The sequence below is a fragment of the Mesorhizobium sp. M0522 genome (assembly GCF_040321085.1).
GTDB lineage: Bacteria > Pseudomonadota > Alphaproteobacteria > Rhizobiales > Rhizobiaceae > Mesorhizobium.
In genome coordinates, this window is record NZ_JAMYQW010000035.1 from 1 (window position 1) to 15325 (window position 15325).

Below are 15325 nucleotides of genomic sequence, written 5' to 3' on the forward strand. Positions count from 1 at the left end.
CCGAACCACCCTCAATGCGAGCGCGACGTTCGGTTCGTGAACTCTACCTCACCCCACGCGCCCATCCCGCGCAGCGGGTTCGTTCTTCGGCCCCGAACAAGACGTTCATCGAAGCGCCGCAGAACGTCCGCTATTTGCGCTACCTGCTCGTTCCGATCGATGAGACGAATGGCATCTCGGCCATTCTCGGGAGCTAGCTGATTAACCTCGGCGGTGATTCCGAACCGAAGGTCAGCGCCGCAAGATGAAACCGGTTTCGGAAAAGATCTAACAGGAAGTGCCGGGCCCTGGTCAGACCGGCCGCACCAGAACGTGTTTCTTCTTGCCGAGCGACAGTTTCGCGACGTTTTCCGGGCCAAGGTCCTGCAGCGTCACCATCCTGCGATCGTCGGAAACTGGCTGGTCGTTGAGGCGCACGGCGCCGCCCTGGATATGCCGCCGTGCCTCGCCGTTGGACCCAGCCAGCCCGGCGGTGACGAACAGCGACAATAGGCCGACGCCGGCTTCAAGGTCGGCCCTGCCCACCTCGACGGTTGGCAGTGTTTCGGCGAGCGCCCCTTCTTCGAACGTCTTACGCGCCGTTTCGCTGGCCTCCTCTGCCGCCTCGCGGCCATGCAGCATGGCGGTGATTTCGGTGGCGAGGATCTTCTTGGCTTCGTTGATCTCCGAGCCGCCGAGCCGTTCGAGGCGTGCGACCTCGGCGAGTGGCAGGGTCGTGTAGAGCTTCAGGAAACGGCCGACATCGGCATCCTCGGTGTTGCGCCAGTATTGCCAGAAGTCGTACGGGCTCAGCATCTCCGCATCGAGCCAGACCGCGCCCGAGGCCGACTTGCCCATCTTGGCGCCGGAGGAGGTGGTGAGCAGCGGCGTCGTCAGCGCATAAAGCTGCGCGCCTTCCATGCGATGGCCGAGATCGATGCCGTTGACGATGTTGCCCCACTGGTCGGAGCCGCCCATCTGCAGCCGGCAGCCGAGACGCTTGTAGAGCTCGACGAAGTCATAGGCCTGCAGGATCATGTAGTTGAATTCGAGGAACGACAGCGACTGCTCGCGGTCCAGCCGGAGCTTGACTGAATCGAAGGCCAGCATTCGGTTGACCGAAAAATGCCGGCCGACATCGCGCAGGAAATTGACGTAGTTGATGTCCATCAGCCAGTCGGCATTGTTGATCATGACGGCGTCGTTCGGGCCGCTGCCGAATTTGAGGTAGGGCGTGAAGTTGCGGCGGATGCCGGCGAGATTGTCCTCGATGTCCTGCGGCGTCAAAAGCTTGCGCGCCTCGTCCTTGAACGACGGATCGCCGATCATCGAGGTGCCGCCGCCCATCAGCGCGATTGGCCGGTGGCCGGTCTGCTGCAGCCAGTAAAGCATCATGATCTGGATCAGCGACCCGGCATGCAGGCTCCTGGCGGTGGCGTCGAAGCCGATATAGGCGCTCACCGTTTCCGTGGCGAAAAGCTGGTCGAGGCCGGCATCGTCCGAGGTCTGGTGGATGAAACCGCGCTCGCTCATCGTGCGCAGGAAATCGGATTTGAAGGCGGACATTTTCTTTCCCGAAAAGCTTCCGGCCGAACGCGGTTCGGCTATGCATGAAGGCGGGCGTTTAGCACTCAAGCGCGATCAGCAAAAGTGGAATCCGGTTTTGCGACACCCTCTTGCCTTCTCCCCTTGTGGGAGAAGGTGGATTGGCGCGCAGCGCCAAGACGGTTGAGGGGTGTTGGACGGAGTGCCGTCGTTGCCAAGCTGAAACACCCCTCATCCGACCGCGCTTCGCGCGGCCACCTTCTCCCACAAGGGGAGAAGGGAGAACCCCAAGCGTGCGGCCTGCTTGCGTCATCGTTTCGGCTGGCGTAATGAGGCGCCGCCAACGGGTCTCATCCGCTGGACCGCACGGCATCGATCGAATGCCATATCCTATGACAGAGTCGAGATGCCGGAGATATCCATCGTCATTCCTTGCCGGAACGAGGCGGCGAACCTGCCGCTTCTGCTCGACGAGATCGGCGCCGCGATGGCCGGGCGCGACTTCGAGGTCATCGTCGTCGACGATGGCTCGACCGACGACACGCCTTCGGTGCTTGCCGCACAAGCAGCGCTTCGCCGGTTTCCGCTGCGCCATCTCAGGCATCAGAAATCCGCTGGCCAGTCGCTCTCGGTGCGTTCGGGCGCCTGGGCGGCGCGCGGCGATATCGTCGCCACCATCGACGGCGACGGCCAGAACGACCCCGGTTATATCCCAGTGTTGATAGACGCGCTGCGGCAGGCTGGTCCCGATGTCGGGGCCGCGCAGGGACAGCGTCTGAAGCGCCGCGACAGCAAGATCAAGCAGCTGGCGTCGCGTTTCGCCAACGGGCTGAGAAAGGCCATCCTGCACGACGAGACGCGGGATACCGGCTGCGGCCTCAAGGCGATCCATACCGACATTTTGAGGAAATTGCCGTTCTTCGACGGCACCCACCGCTTTGTTCCGGCGCTGGTCATCCAGGAGGGCTACCGCGTCGTCCATTGCGACGTCGTCGATCGCTCCCGCCGTCACGGCAAATCGAATTACGGCATCTTCGATCGCGGCCTGCAGGGCGTGCTTGATCTTGCCGGCGTCTGGTGGCTGCGCCGCAGGCGCCGCAGAATGCCCAAAGTAGAGGAAATCAGGCATGGGTAACGTGCTTCAGGAATTGGCGACCTGGCTTCACGATGTTTTCGTCAAGCAATTCGATGCCTGGGTTCTGCTCGGCTTCGTCGCCCAGTTCTTCTTCACCATGCGCTTTCTGGTGCAGTGGGTGGCGTCGGAAAAGGCCAAGCGCAGCGTCGTGCCGATCGCCTTCTGGTTCTTTTCGCTGTTCGGCGGCGGCCTGCTGCTGATCTACGCCATCCAGCGTCAGGATCCGGTGTTCATCGCCGGCCAGGCCATGGGCCTGTTGATCTATATCCGCAATCTCTGGCTGATCGCCAACGAGCGCAAGGCGGCGATGACGAAGGTCGATTGAGCCCTCGACCGGCCTGAAACCGGTCGAGCAAGCAATCCAGATTACTGGCCGTCCAGCCCGCCGTAGGACCTTACCAGCCGGACCATATCGGCCGAATCGGCAGTCTCGCTCTCGAGCCCCTCGGCGACACCGACGCGGTCGGCGGCCGGGCGGTTCTGGCTGACTTTCCATTTGCCGCTGATTTCGGTGATTTCGATCTCTAGGCCGACGATGCCTTTGATCTGCGACTGGATGAAGGGTGCCGGCGCGTCGGTCACCGCCCACGGCGCCGAGCGGCTGCCCTCCTGCGACATCGTCAGATCGGAAATCTGCTCGGCCAGCCAATCCTGGTCTTCGATCACCGTGACGATGCCGCGCACCTGGACGATGGCGTAGTTCCAGGTCGGTACCACCTTGCCGGTTTCACGCTTGGTCTCGTACCAGGACGGCGTCACATAGGCATCGGCGCCCTGGAAGACGACCAGCACCCGCGCCAGGGGATTGTCGGCCAAAAGCCGCCATTGCGGATTGGCCTTGGCCAAATGGGCGCGGAGCCTGCCGTTCGGTGGCACATCCGCGTCTAGAAGAAAGGGAATCGCGTTGGCGACCGGCCCCTCGACGCCGTTCGACACCAGCAGGCCAAGCGGATGCGCCCGGATCAGCCCGTGCAGGACGTCCTGCCGTGTTTCCTGGAAGTGAGGCGGTTGGTACATCGCCGATTATCTCAGCCGCTTCGGCCGTGGGTCGGACAATTCCCCGGCCAGCCGGCGATCGAGGTAGTCGGCGCATTCCTCGATCAGAAGCTCCGCATGGTTGGCAAAGAAATGGTTGGCGCCGGGCAAGGTCTTCTGGGTGATGGTAATGCCCTTTTGCGTGTGCAGCTTGTCGACCAGCCCCTGCACGTCCTTGGGCGGCGCGACCTTGTCGGCGTCGCCGTGGATGATCAGGCCGGACGACGGGCATGGCGCCAGGAACGAGAAATCATAGGTATTGGGCTGCGGCGCGACCGAGATGAAGCCCTCGATCTCCGGCCGGCGCATCAGAAGCTGCATGCCGATCCACGAGCCGAACGAATAGCCGGCAACCCAGCAGCTCTTGGAATCCGGATGCAGCGACTGCACCCAGTCGAGCGCCGCGGCGGCGTCGGACAATTCGCCGGTGCCGTGGTCGAACTCGCCCTGGCTGCGGCCGATGCCGCGGAAATTGAAGCGCAGCGTGGTGAAATTGCGCTTCTGGAACATGTAGAAGAGGTCGTAGACGATCTTGTTGTTCATCGTCCCGCCGAACTGGGGGTGCGGGTGCAGGACGATGGCAATCGGCGCGCTCTTTTCCTTCGAGGGCTGATAGCGACCCTCCAGACGGCCGGCCGGACCGGTGAAAATGACCTCAGGCATGAAATACTCCACTTGGTATAAATTTGCGCGGCGCCCGGAACAACTCTTCCTCTGGCCCCAGTCTTCCTCTGGCCCCAGTCTTCCCTAGGCCCCAGTCTTCCCTAGGCCTTGACGCAGGGCGAGGGTCTTTCTAGAAGCTAGTTTAGAATTGTTCAAAACTGGGCGGCCAAAAATTGTGTCTCGGCCACCCGCGCCGCAAGCCGCGTAAATAGGACGTCTTGCCTTGCAATTTCAAGGAAATAACGCGCTATCTTCGCGGAACGGCTTTTGAAGGGACCAGTTGGACGGAAATGGCCGGAGCACGCGCCTATCTCGACTACAACGCCAGCGTGCCGCTGCTTGCCTCGGCGCGCGCGGCCGTGGTCGCTGCGCTCGACGTCGCCGCCAACCCATCCTCGGTCCATGCCGAGGGCCGCGCTGCACGGCGGCTGATCGAGGACGCCAGGCGCGACGTGGCTCGACTGGTCAGCGCCAAAGCCGAGCATGTCGTATTCACCTCCGGCGCGACGGAAGCGGCCTCGACGCTGCTGACGCCGGACTGGCAGATGGGGCGCGGTGCTGTCCGTATGAGCCGGCTCTATGTGTCCGAGGCCGATCATCCTTGCCTGCTGAACGGCGGGCGCTTCCCAGCAGCGCAGGTGACACGGATCGGCGTCGACGCCGACGGCGTCGTCAGGCTCGACGTTTTGGCCGAGGCTCTCGTCCAGCATGACAAGGCCGAAGGCTTGCCGCTGGTGGCCATCCACGCTGCCAACAATGAAACCGGCGTGATCCAGCCGGTCGGCCGCATTGCCGAAATCGTCAAGGCGGCGGGTGGCATCCTGGTGGTCGATGCCGTGCAGGCGACCGGCCGCATTCCGCTCGATATGTCAGCGGGTTACGCAGACTATCTGATCCTCTCCTCACACAAGATCGGCGGACCCAAGGGCGTCGGCGCCATTGTCGCGGCGTCGGACCTGATGATGCCAAAACCGCTGGTCAGCGGCGGCGGCCAGGAAAAGGGCCATCGCGGCGGCACCGAAAACCTGGCGGCGATTGCCGGGTTTGGCGTGGCGGCGCGTGAGGCGCTTGCCGGCTTGCAAACGATCGAAGCGGTGCGGCAGCGTCGCGACGAAATCGAGGCGATCGTGAAAACGCTGGTTCCGGACGCGGAAATCTTCGGGACCGGCGCGCTAAGGCTTGCCAATACGACATTCTTCGCTATTGCCGACATCAAGGCCGAGACAGCGCAGATTGCCTTCGACCTGGCCGGTGTGGCGCTGTCGGCTGGATCGGCCTGTTCGTCGGGCAAAGTAGGGCCGAGTCACGTGCTGAAAGCCATGGGTTATGGTGACGGCCTCGGCGCGTTGCGCGTGTCCGTCGGCCACGCGACCAGCGCTGAAGATATCGAGCTGTTCCGTTCGGCGCTGGCGACGATCGTCGCGCGCCAAGCCGGTAAGGAAAAGGCAAGCAGGGAACGAGCCGCCTGAGCGCGGCAGACGAAATTTAGGGCCTTGCGGCCTGGTAGAGCCGTGCGTTCGCATTTGGCCGGGTGAATTTCCGGCATGAACGCACTATATGAAACTTACGCCGCCTCCGGTGCCTGATGGGTGCTCGTTTGCGGTGCCATAGTTTGAAAACTGCCGGGCCTTGACCCCGGCGTGGATGGAGAACGCTGATGCCTGCTGTGCAGGAGACGATCGATCGAGTTCGAAAGATCGATGTCGACCAGTATAAATACGGATTCCAGACCGAAATCGCGATGGACAAGGCCCCCAAGGGCCTGAGCGAAGACATTATCCGCTTCATTTCGGCGAAGAAGGACGAGCCGTCCTGGATGCTGGAATGGCGCCTGGAAGCCTATCGCCGCTGGCTGACGCTGGACGAGCCGAAATGGGCGCGCGTCCACTATCCCAAAATCGATTTCCAGGACCTCCACTATTACGCCGCGCCCAAGAGCACGCCGGGGCCGACTTCGCTCAGCGAGGTCGATCCCGAACTGCTGAAGGTCTATGAGAAGCTCGGCATTCCGCTCAGGGAACAGGAAATCCTCGCCGGCGTGCAGAAGACCGATGCGTCGGAGCTCGAGGAAGCCAGCGACAACGTCTACAAGTCGGGCCGCGTCGCCGTCGATGCGGTGTTCGATTCCGTCTCCGTCGTCACCACTTTCAAGAAGGAACTGGCGCAGGCCGGCGTCATCTTCTGCTCGATCTCGGAAGCCATCCGCGAGCATCCGGAGCTGGTGAAGAAGTATCTCGGCTCGGTCGTGCCGACCTCCGACAATTTCTACGCGACGCTGAATTCGGCGGTGTTCACCGACGGTTCGTTCGTCTTCGTGCCCAAGGGCGTGCGCTGCCCGATGGAATTGTCGACCTATTTCCGCATGAACGAGAAGAACACCGGCCAGTTCGAGCGCACGCTGATCATCGCCGAGGAGGGGGCTTACGTCTCCTATCTCGAAGGCTGCACGGCGCCGCAACGCGACGAGAATCAGCTTCATGCCGCGGTGGTCGAGCTGATCGCGCTCGATGATGCCGAGATCAAATATTCGACGGTGCAGAACTGGTATCCCGGCGACGCCGAGGGCAAGGGCGGTATCTATAATTTCGTCACCAAGCGCGGCGACTGCCGCGGCCATCGCTCGAAGATTTCGTGGACGCAGGTCGAGACCGGCTCGGCGATCACCTGGAAATATCCGAGCTGTATCCTGCGCGGCGACGATTCCAGCGGCGAGTTCTATTCGATCGCCGTCTCGAACGGCTATCAGCAGGTCGACAGCGGCACCAAGATGATCCACCTCGGCAAGAACACGTCGAGCCGCATCATCTCCAAGGGCATCGCTGCCGGCTTCTCGCAGAACACCTATCGCGGCCAGGTCTCGGCGCACCGCAAGGCGACCAACGCCCGCAACTTCACCAATTGCGATTCCCTGCTGATCGGTGACCAGTGCGGCGCGCACACCGTGCCCTACATGGAAGCCAAGAACTCGACCGCTCAGTTCGAGCATGAGGCGACCACCTCGAAGATTTCCGAGGACCAGAAGTTCTACGTCATGCAGCGCGGCATCCCGGAAGAAGAGGCGATCGCGCTGATCGTCAACGGCTTCGTCAAGGACGTCATCCAGCAGCTGCCGATGGAATTCGCCGTCGAGGCGCAGAAGCTGATCGGCATCAGCCTCGAGGGGAGCGTGGGGTGAGTGACGATGAGGCAGAGAACGGTCCGCCGTTGGTCGCACGCGTTCACCAGTTTGACAGGCATTCTGGTGAGCTACCCGACAACTATCGGGCCGACCTCGATGAGCAGATTTGCGGAGAATTGGCAACGTCGCTCGGGAACTACCTTCGAAGCTTTGCTGCCGAAAGCAAAGTTGTCGTCAGTATCGAAGTCGAAGCCAACCGAATTAGCGCTGGGCGCGAAGACGGCACGGAGTTGATGATCACAGTCTACGGCCCTGAGATTTTTGAAATCACCAGGTGGCCGAATCCCGCCGACGCCGTCGAGGACGGAAGTATGCGATTTGACTTGGCACCTGAACTTGAAAGCGACGTCGCCGTTGCCCTAGCTCGGCGATATGTAGTTAACGGAACGATAGAGCAAGAGAATGCTTGAAATCAGAAACCTGCATGCCCGCATCGTCGATGACGGCACCGAGATCATCCGCGGCCTGAACCTGACGGTCAGGGCTGGCGAGGTCGCCGCCATCATGGGCCCGAACGGCTCGGGGAAATCGACGCTGTCCTATATCCTCGCCGGCCGCGAGGACTATGAGGTCACCGATGGCGACATCCTCTACAACGGCCAGTCGATCCTCGAAATGGATCCGGCCGAGCGCGCCACCGCCGGCATCTTTCTCGCCTTCCAGTATCCGATGGAGATACCGGGCGTGGCGACGATGGAATTTTTGAAGGTGGCGATGAACGAGCAGCGCAAGGCGCGCGGCCAGGAGCCGCTGAAAATCCCGGAATTCCTCAAGCGCGTGAAGGAAGCGGCCGCCTCGCTCAACATGGACATGGCGATGCTGAAGCGGCCGCTCAATGTCGGCTTTTCCGGCGGCGAGAAGAAGCGTGCCGAGATCCTGCAGATGAAGCTGCTGGAACCAAAGCTCTGCGTGCTCGACGAGACCGATTCCGGTCTCGATATCGACGCGCTGAAGATCGTCGCGGACGGCGTCAACACGCTGCGCTCGCCGGACCGCGCCATCGTCGTCATCACCCACTACCAGCGCCTGCTCCAATACATCGTGCCGGATACGGTGCACGTGCTCTACAGGGGTCAGGTGATCAAGTCGGGCGACAAGTCGCTGGCGCTCGACCTCGAGGCCAATGGCTATGCCGGCGTGATCGGGCAAGCCGCGTGAGATGCCGGAAGGCAGGACGAAACTGATGAATATGCACACGACAACACCCCAGCGGACATTAGCCGAAACGGCGCTGATCGACGCCTTTGGCGAGCGGCTGTCGCTGCTGCCCGGTGACGGCGCGGTGATGCTGAAGCGCGACGACGCCATCGAGGCGATCAAGGGCGGCCTGCCGACGCGGCGCATCGAATCCTGGCACTATACGGACCTGCGCCGGCTGCTGACCTCGGTGCCGGACTTCGATCCGGCAGCGGTTGCGAAAGCCATTGCGCCGATCGTCGAAGGCTCCTCGGTTTTGCCGGTGCTGAACGGCGTTTCGAGCGCGAAATGGGCTGCTGTCGAGGGCGTCACGGTACAGCGCCTGTCGGAGAAGCTGACCGACGGCAGCATCGCCCCGGGGCTGGATTCCTATGGCAGCGACGACGCCATCGGCGCGCTCAACACCGCCTTTGTCGCCGACGGCTATTTCGTCGACATCGCCGACGGGGCCCAAATGGACAAGCCGCTCGAATTGCAGAATTTGCAGGCCGGTGGACAGACGCATGTACGCCTGGCCGTCCGCGTCGGTGCCGGTGCCAACGCTGTCATCGTCGAACGCCAGGCAGGCGAGGAGGCGGCGCTGGTCAGTTCGGTCAGCCAGCTTGTGCTTGGCGAGGGCGCCGAGGTGACATGGCTCATCGTGCAGGAGCAGCCGGATACGGCGACGCACCTTGCCCAGTTCAAGGCGCATCTCGGCAAGAGTTCGAAGCTGACGCTGTTCGTCATGAATGCCGGCGGCAAGCTGGTGCGCCAGGAGGTCGTTGTGAAGACGACCGGCGAGGGCGCCGAATTCACCCTGCGCGGCATCAATCTGCTCGCCGGCGACACCCATACCGACGTCACCATGGTGCTCGACCACGCCGTGCCGCATACGGCCTCGACTGAAGTCATCCGCAATGTGGTGACCGGCAAGGCGCGCGGCGTCTTCCAGGGCCGCATCAACGTCCATCAATATGCGCAGAAGACCAACGCCAAGATGGCCTGCAACACGCTGCTTCTGTCGGACGACGGCGAGTTCTCGACCAAGCCGGAACTCGAAATCTTCGCCGACGACGTCGTCTGCGGCCATGGGGCGACCGTCACCGAGATCGACCACAGCCATCTGTTTTACCTGATGGCGCGCGGCGTCGACGAGAAGACCGCGCGCGGCTTGCTGGTCAAGGCCTTCGTCGCCGAGGTAATCGAGGAACTGGACGACGAGGCAATCGTCGAGGCGCTCGAAGCACGGCTCGACGATTGGTTTTTGACGCACGGGTAGAGGTGACTGAGGGGTTGGTGCCAACACCCCTCATCCGTCGCCTTCGGCGCCACCTTCTCCCACAAGGGGAGAAGGAGAGGCGCTCTTCCTTCTCCCCTTGTGGGAGAAGGTGGCCGAGCGAAGCTCGGTCGGATGAGGGGTGCTGGACGGAATGAGGCGGTGCCTCGAGAGAGTTGTGATGGACCAGAAAGTCGAAAACATCCCCTACGACGTCGAGGCGATCCGCCGCGACTTCCCGATCCTGTCGCGGCAAGTCTACGGCAAACCGCTGGTCTATCTCGACAATGGCGCCTCGGCGCAGAAGCCACAGGCCGTGCTCGACGTTATCCAGCACGCCTATTCCCAGGAATACGCCAACGTCCATCGCGGCCTGCATTTCCTGTCGAATGCCGCGACCGACGCCTATGAGAAGGCGCGCGAGACGGTGCGCCGTTTCCTCAATGCGCCGAGCACCGACAACATCGTCTTCACCTCGAACACCACGGCGGCGATCAACACGGTCGCCTATGGTTTCGGCATGCCGAACATCGGCGAAGGCGACGAGATCGTGCTCTCGATTATGGAGCATCATTCCAACATCGTGCCGTGGCATTTCATCCGCGAGCGGCAGGGCGCCAAGCTGGTCTGGGTACCGGTCGACGATCTCGGCGTCTTCCATATCGAGGAATTCGAGAAACGGCTGACCGACCGCACCAGGCTCGTCGCCATCACCCACATGTCGAATGCACTGGGCACGGTGACGCCGATCAAGGAGATCGTGCGCATCGCTCATGCGCGCGGCATTCCGGTGCTGGTCGACGGCAGCCAGAGCGCCGTGCACATGCCGATCGACGTGCAGGATCTCGACTGCGATTTCTTCGTCTTCACCGGCCACAAGGTCTATGGCCCGTCGGGCATCGGCGTGCTCTACGGCAAGAAGGATATTCTGGAGCGCATGCGCCCGTTCATGGGCGGTGGCGAAATGATCGAGGAGGTGACGCAAGATATCGTCACCTACAACGATCCGCCGCACCGTTTCGAGGCCGGCACGCCGCCGATCGTCCAGGCGATCGGGCTGGGTGCTGCGCTCGAATACATGGAAAAGATCGGCCGCGAGGGCATCGCCGCGCACGAGGCCGATCTGAAGGATTATGCGCATCAAAAACTGCGCGCCATCAATTCACTGCGCATCTTCGGCGATGCGCCCGGCAAGGGCGCCATCATCTCGTTCGAGCTGCAGGGCATCCACGCCCATGACGTGTCGATGGTCATCGACCGGCAGGGCGTGGCGGTCCGCGCCGGCACGCATTGCGCCCAGCCGCTGTTGAAACGCTTCGGCGTAACATCCACATGCAGGGCGTCGTTCGGCATGTACAATACCAGGGCCGAAGTCGATGCTTTGGCCGATGCGCTGGAAAAGGCGCGAAAGTTCTTCGGGTGACGATCATGGATGATGCCAGCCATACCGCCGAGACCACTTCCGAAACGGCCACCAATGCGGCGGTTTCCGGATCGGCTATTCCCGCCGACGAATTGGCGCGGCTGACCGACGACATCGTCTCGGCGCTGAAGACGGTCTATGACCCGGAAATCCCGGCCGACATCTATGAGCTCGGCCTGGTCTACAAGATCGATATCGAGGACGACCGCTCGGTCAAGATCGACATGACGCTGACCGCGCCGGCCTGCCCGGTGGCCGGCGAAATGCCGGGCTGGGTCGAAAACGCCGTCGGCGCCGTCGAAGGCGTTTCCGGCGTCGAGGTTAACATGACCTTCGACCCGCCCTGGTCGCCCGACCGAATGTCGGAAGAGGCACAGGTGGCGGTTGGGTGGTATTGAACTTAGTCGACCTTGGCGCCGTATGTTTGGGCATAAGCCGTGATCGCTGAGAACAGCTCGTCAAACTTGACGTCGAGGTCTCCCGTGCCAATACACATTGCGTCTAGATCCATCGCTCTATTGGGACCCCGACTCCAGCGCGCCATTTTGGTCAAAGACGGGCTCTGCCAGACGCTCTCTAGGACTTCTACCAAAAGGAACTTTTGTCGCCGGTAACTCCGCTCAGAAATGTGCTTGACGACACTCCATGGAATGAACTCTGCTGACAGGCGGACGTCCCAAAAGCCCTTAGGCGACAAAACTAGCGTCGGCCGTTTCAAATCGAAAAGACGCCCCACAGCGATCACAAAAGTGCCGGTGAACGATATGGCCGTTATCCAACCGAGAAATTGCCTGAAGCTACTTGGAGCGATATTCGGCACTAGGCGCCATCCAATTGCAATGCCTAAAGTTGCCATTGCCACTGATAAAGCGGCAACCAGGCTGAGCCGAGCAGGAGATGACCGAAATTCAACTGTTCGATTGGTGTCAAGCGGCATTCAGTTTCGCCATAGTTCGATTGTCGCCAACTGAAATTACATCCAAATTGGTTGCAGTGAGCAGAAAACTTCACCATCTTAGGCGAGAATGATCCGCAGGCCTTGAACCCGCGTGAAAGTGGAGAACGATATGGGACGCTTTGCCGTCATCACCATGACCGAAAAGGCCGCCGACCGGGTGCGCGAGATCGTTGCGACCCGTGAGAATGCCCATGGCATTCGCCTTGGCATCAAGAAGGGCGGCTGCGCCGGCATGGAATATACGGTCGATCTGGTGACCGAGCCGAACACCAAGGACGACCATATCGAGCGCGATGGCGCCCATGTCTATGTCGCGCCGGAGGCGGCACTTTTCCTGTTCGGCACCGAGATGGATTTCGAGCAGACGACTTTGCGCACCGGCTTCACCTTCCGCAACCCGAACCAGAGCTCGGCCTGCGGCTGCGGCGAATCGGTCGAATTGAAGCCGGCCGATCTGAAGGCACTGGCCGAAGCACGCGAAGCAAGCGCGGCTTAGCGTCACTGGTGATGAGTGCCGAGGCATATCGCTGGCGGTGTGCCTGTTGCGGTCAGGAATATACCGGGCTTCCAACAGATATGGCGTTCGGTGCGCCCGTGGACACGGACACGCTTGACGATGCCGCTCGAGCGACCTTTCGTAAGAATGAAGATTTCTGCGAGGTGCGCCGTGCGTCGGGGGTAACCGATCGGTTTGTTCGTTGCTTGCTGCCTCTGCCAGTGCCTCAGCTATCCAGCGAGTTCTGTTTCGGCGTATGGATGTCGGTCTCGGAAAAAAGCTTGGATCTATACCGAGATGGATATGACAGTGGCCAGTATGAAGAAGAACTCTGTTTTGGATACCTGATGCACAACATTCCTGAGTATCCAGGCTCGTTGCATCTGCATGCCAATGTTGTATTTCAGCCCGGTGATCAGCGTCCGAAGGTGTTTCTGCATGATGCAGATCATCCCTTGGTTGCGGCCCAACGCAGTGGGGTGGATGTGGCGCAGATAGAGCGCTGGGTGGCTCTCACGCACCGACCTAAGGCCGGGAGCAGCTAATCCACCCACATCCCCGTTCGCTTGTGCCAGTCTGCGATCGACTCCTCCGGGTAGACATCGAAAACCTTGTCGCCCTTGCCGATGTCGGGCTCGACCCAGTTCGCCTTGTATTTCAGCATCAGATGCACCTTCTCCGGCGGCTTTGGCAGGTCTGTGTCGATCGCCGAGGCAAACGGATGCACCAGCTCCGGCCAGGTCGGATCGTAGAGCCAGAGTGCCGTCCCGCATTTCGTGCAGAAGTTCCGCTCGCCCGTCGAGATCTCGCGTTGCGGGTGCTCGTCGTCCTCGATCTCGGCGCGGTAGACGCCGAGATGGCGCTTGCCCTGGATTTTCAGCGTCTTGTAATCGGCGCCGAGATTGATGGCGAAACCGCCGCCGCCCTGCTGCTTGCGGCAGATCGAGCAGTAGCACAGCATGAACGGCACCGGCGTGTGGCTTTCCACCTCGAAACGCACGGCATTGCACCGGCAGGACCCTTTGAGCAGAAGCGGCATGAAAAACTCCGACGAAATTGATTCTGAACTTGTCAGGATGGTGCCGGTTGCGTCGATGACAAGGGGAAATCCGGGTGACATGATCGCCGCATGGACAACGAGCGCATAGAAGAGCTTTTCGAAGGCCTCGGCCCGGTCAGCATCCGCAAGCTGTTCGGCGGCAAGGGCATCTATTTCGACGGCGTCATCGTCGCCATCGTCATCCGTGGCGAATTGATGCTGAAGGCCGACGCCGAAAGCGCACCGGATTTCGAAGCGGCCGGCTGCCGGCAATGGACCTATACCGGCTCGCGCCACGGCAAGCTCGTGTCGATGCCCTATTGGAGCGTTCCCGACAGCGCATTCGACGATCCCGACGAGATGGTGATCTGGGCGCGCCGCGCCTACGAGGCAGGACGGCGCGCCGGAAAATAGGCTGCGTCATGCTTTGGCAATTCCGGGCCGCACTTCACGCCAGGTCCCGCGCCTCGGGCACGAGCGCCAGCGCCTCGGCAAAGCTGGCGCTGGTGAAGGCGGCGCGCTCGACGGCGAGCATAGCTGCGGCAATGCCTTCGCGCAGTGCCGCGCGTAGCGTCAGGCCGCGCAGCAGGGCAACGATCGTGGCGCCTGCCAATGCGTCGCCGGCGCCGGCAGTATCGGTCCGCTTTTGTAGCGGCGGTGGCGAGATCGAGAACGCGCTCAATTCGTCAAAACCGAGCACTGGTTCGTCGCCGGCGGTGATCACGCCGCTTTTCAGCCCGGCGCGTCTTAGGCCGTCGACGATGCCTTGATCGTCAGCATCGATGCCGACGCCGGCGAGCACGCCGGCCTCCTGCCGGTTCATGAAGGCCAGCGCCAGACGGTCGAGCACCGGCATCAGCCGCGCCGCCTTATTGGGCGAGACCGCAAGCGCAAACACCGGCTTGTCGGCGGCGAGTGCCGCCAGCCGCCCCAGCGCGGTCGACGGCAGGTTGGCGTCGCACAGCACCGCGTCGGCCGAACCGATCGCTTCCCGCACCTTGGCGCGGCGGATCTGCTTGGGAAGCGCCAGCTCGTAGAGCACCATGTCGGCAAGGCCGGCGATCAGCCCGCCGTCGCTATCGATCAGCATCGTATGGCTTGGCGTTGCTCGGTCGAGGAACACCGCCGACAGGTCGGCAATGCCGGCCTCGGTGACGGCGCGTAAAACCGTGTCGCCAAGGGCATCGCCGCCGCGCACCGAAAGCAGCGAGGCCGAGGCGCCGCGTCGCACCGCACAGCGCAAGGCGTTGAAGACGGCACCGCCGACATGCTCGCGCATCGTGCCGGGGTTGGAAGCGGCCGGCACGAAGGCGCCGGCAACCCGGCCGCGCCGCTCGATATAGGCGCCGCCCACGGCCAGGATCGTCGGGGATTTGATCATGCCGTCAAAATGCCCTTTAGCTGTTGCCCGGAGAGACTAGG

At 62.0% G+C, this 15325-nt stretch carries 19 protein-coding genes; 13 read left to right on the forward strand and 6 right to left on the reverse strand.

Annotated features, from left to right (window positions below):
- Positions 1-197 (forward strand): hypothetical protein (locus NKI58_RS27930; protein WP_352853979.1); only part of this gene is annotated, 197 nt, incomplete at its 5' end.
- A 94-nt stretch (positions 198-291) separates the two neighbouring features.
- Here the strand turns inward: NKI58_RS27930 and tyrS are convergent.
- Positions 292-1545 (reverse strand): tyrosine--tRNA ligase, encoded by a 1254-nt coding sequence (tyrS, locus tag NKI58_RS27935; protein ID WP_023674679.1) that lies wholly within the window; start codon positions 1543-1545, stop codon positions 292-294.
- A gap of 385 nt (positions 1546-1930) precedes the next feature.
- Here tyrS and NKI58_RS27940 point away from each other — a divergent pair, with 385 nt between their 5' ends.
- A complete protein-coding gene (locus tag NKI58_RS27940) occupies positions 1931-2659 on the forward strand; it encodes a glycosyltransferase family 2 protein (RefSeq protein ID WP_031211231.1) in 729 nt (242 codons plus the stop codon).
- Positions 2652-2984, forward strand: a complete 333-nt coding sequence (locus NKI58_RS27945; protein WP_023674681.1) for a lipid-A-disaccharide synthase N-terminal domain-containing protein — start codon at positions 2652-2654, stop codon at positions 2982-2984. The genes NKI58_RS27940 and NKI58_RS27945 overlap by 8 nt, the downstream gene beginning before the upstream one ends.
- Positions 2985-3025: 41 nt before the next feature.
- Here NKI58_RS27945 and NKI58_RS27950 read toward each other — a convergent pair whose 3' ends face one another.
- Both NKI58_RS27950 and NKI58_RS27955 read right to left on the reverse strand, forming a co-directional pair.
- Positions 3026-3676: an FMN-binding negative transcriptional regulator gene (locus tag NKI58_RS27950; protein ID WP_023674682.1), complete on the reverse strand. Its 651-nt coding sequence runs from the start codon at positions 3674-3676 to the stop codon at positions 3026-3028.
- Between the two features lie 6 nt (positions 3677-3682).
- A complete protein-coding gene (locus NKI58_RS27955) occupies positions 3683-4357 on the reverse strand; it encodes an alpha/beta hydrolase (protein ID WP_023674683.1) in 675 nt (224 codons plus the stop codon).
- Between the two features lie 290 nt (positions 4358-4647).
- Between NKI58_RS27955 and NKI58_RS27960 the strand changes: the two genes are divergently transcribed.
- The 7 genes from NKI58_RS27960 to NKI58_RS27990 all read left to right on the forward strand — a co-directional run bounded on the left by NKI58_RS27960 (position 4648) and on the right by NKI58_RS27990 (position 11808).
- Entirely contained in the window at positions 4648-5826 is a 1179-nt protein-coding gene (locus NKI58_RS27960) for a cysteine desulfurase family protein (RefSeq protein WP_023674684.1), read from the forward strand.
- 188 nt (positions 5827-6014) lie between these two features.
- Positions 6015-7532, forward strand: coding sequence for a Fe-S cluster assembly protein SufB (gene sufB / locus NKI58_RS27965; protein WP_023674685.1), 1518 nt, complete (start codon positions 6015-6017; stop codon positions 7530-7532).
- A complete protein-coding gene (locus NKI58_RS27970) occupies positions 7529-7945 on the forward strand; it encodes a hypothetical protein (protein WP_352590646.1) in 417 nt (138 codons plus the stop codon). Before sufB ends, NKI58_RS27970 begins: the two co-directional genes overlap by 4 nt.
- On the forward strand, positions 7938-8693 hold the full coding sequence (gene sufC, locus NKI58_RS27975) for a Fe-S cluster assembly ATPase SufC (RefSeq protein WP_352590649.1): 756 nt from the start codon (positions 7938-7940) through the stop codon (positions 8691-8693). The genes NKI58_RS27970 and sufC overlap by 8 nt, the downstream gene beginning before the upstream one ends.
- A gap of 25 nt (positions 8694-8718) precedes the next feature.
- Complete coding sequence (gene sufD, locus NKI58_RS27980) at positions 8719-9990, forward strand: Fe-S cluster assembly protein SufD (RefSeq protein ID WP_352590652.1); 1272 nt, start codon at positions 8719-8721, stop codon at positions 9988-9990.
- 178 nt (positions 9991-10168) lie between these two features.
- The gene (locus NKI58_RS27985) at positions 10169-11410 is read left to right on the forward strand and encodes a cysteine desulfurase (RefSeq protein WP_352788477.1); all 1242 of its coding nucleotides are present in this window, start codon (positions 10169-10171) and stop codon (positions 11408-11410) included.
- Between the two features lie 5 nt (positions 11411-11415).
- Positions 11416-11808 carry an SUF system Fe-S cluster assembly protein gene (locus tag NKI58_RS27990; protein WP_352853980.1) on the forward strand — a complete coding sequence of 131 codons (393 nt, stop codon included), beginning with the start codon at positions 11416-11418 and terminating at the stop codon, positions 11806-11808.
- Positions 11809-11810: 2 nt separating this feature from the next.
- Here the strand turns inward: NKI58_RS27990 and NKI58_RS27995 are convergent, their stop codons facing one another.
- Positions 11811-12347, reverse strand: coding sequence for an STM3941 family protein (locus NKI58_RS27995; protein ID WP_352788481.1), 537 nt, complete (start codon positions 12345-12347; stop codon positions 11811-11813).
- Between the two features lie 130 nt (positions 12348-12477).
- Here NKI58_RS27995 and sufA point away from each other — a divergent pair, with 130 nt between their 5' ends.
- Positions 12478-12864 carry a Fe-S cluster assembly scaffold SufA gene (sufA, locus tag NKI58_RS28000; RefSeq protein WP_352474720.1) on the forward strand — a complete coding sequence of 129 codons (387 nt, stop codon included), beginning with the start codon at positions 12478-12480 and terminating at the stop codon, positions 12862-12864.
- Positions 12865-12875: 11 nt separating this feature from the next.
- Complete coding sequence (locus NKI58_RS28005) at positions 12876-13409, forward strand: DUF2199 domain-containing protein (protein ID WP_352788484.1); 534 nt, start codon at positions 12876-12878, stop codon at positions 13407-13409.
- On the opposite strand, the gene NKI58_RS28010 is transcribed toward NKI58_RS28005, so the two are convergent.
- Positions 13406-13903 (reverse strand): GFA family protein, encoded by a 498-nt coding sequence (locus NKI58_RS28010; protein WP_352788486.1) that lies wholly within the window; start codon positions 13901-13903, stop codon positions 13406-13408. The two genes, NKI58_RS28005 and NKI58_RS28010, sit on opposite strands and share 4 nt — an antisense overlap.
- A 90-nt stretch (positions 13904-13993) precedes the next feature.
- On the opposite strand from NKI58_RS28010, the gene NKI58_RS28015 reads away from it, so the two are divergent.
- Positions 13994-14317, forward strand: a complete 324-nt coding sequence (locus tag NKI58_RS28015; protein ID WP_352788489.1) for a TfoX/Sxy family protein — start codon at positions 13994-13996, stop codon at positions 14315-14317.
- Between the two features lie 34 nt (positions 14318-14351).
- Here the strand turns inward: NKI58_RS28015 and NKI58_RS28020 are convergent, their stop codons facing one another.
- Positions 14352-15284 carry a PfkB family carbohydrate kinase gene (locus NKI58_RS28020; RefSeq protein ID WP_352788492.1) on the reverse strand — a complete coding sequence of 311 codons (933 nt, stop codon included), beginning with the start codon at positions 15282-15284 and terminating at the stop codon, positions 14352-14354.
- Positions 15285-15325: the final 41 nt, after the last annotated feature.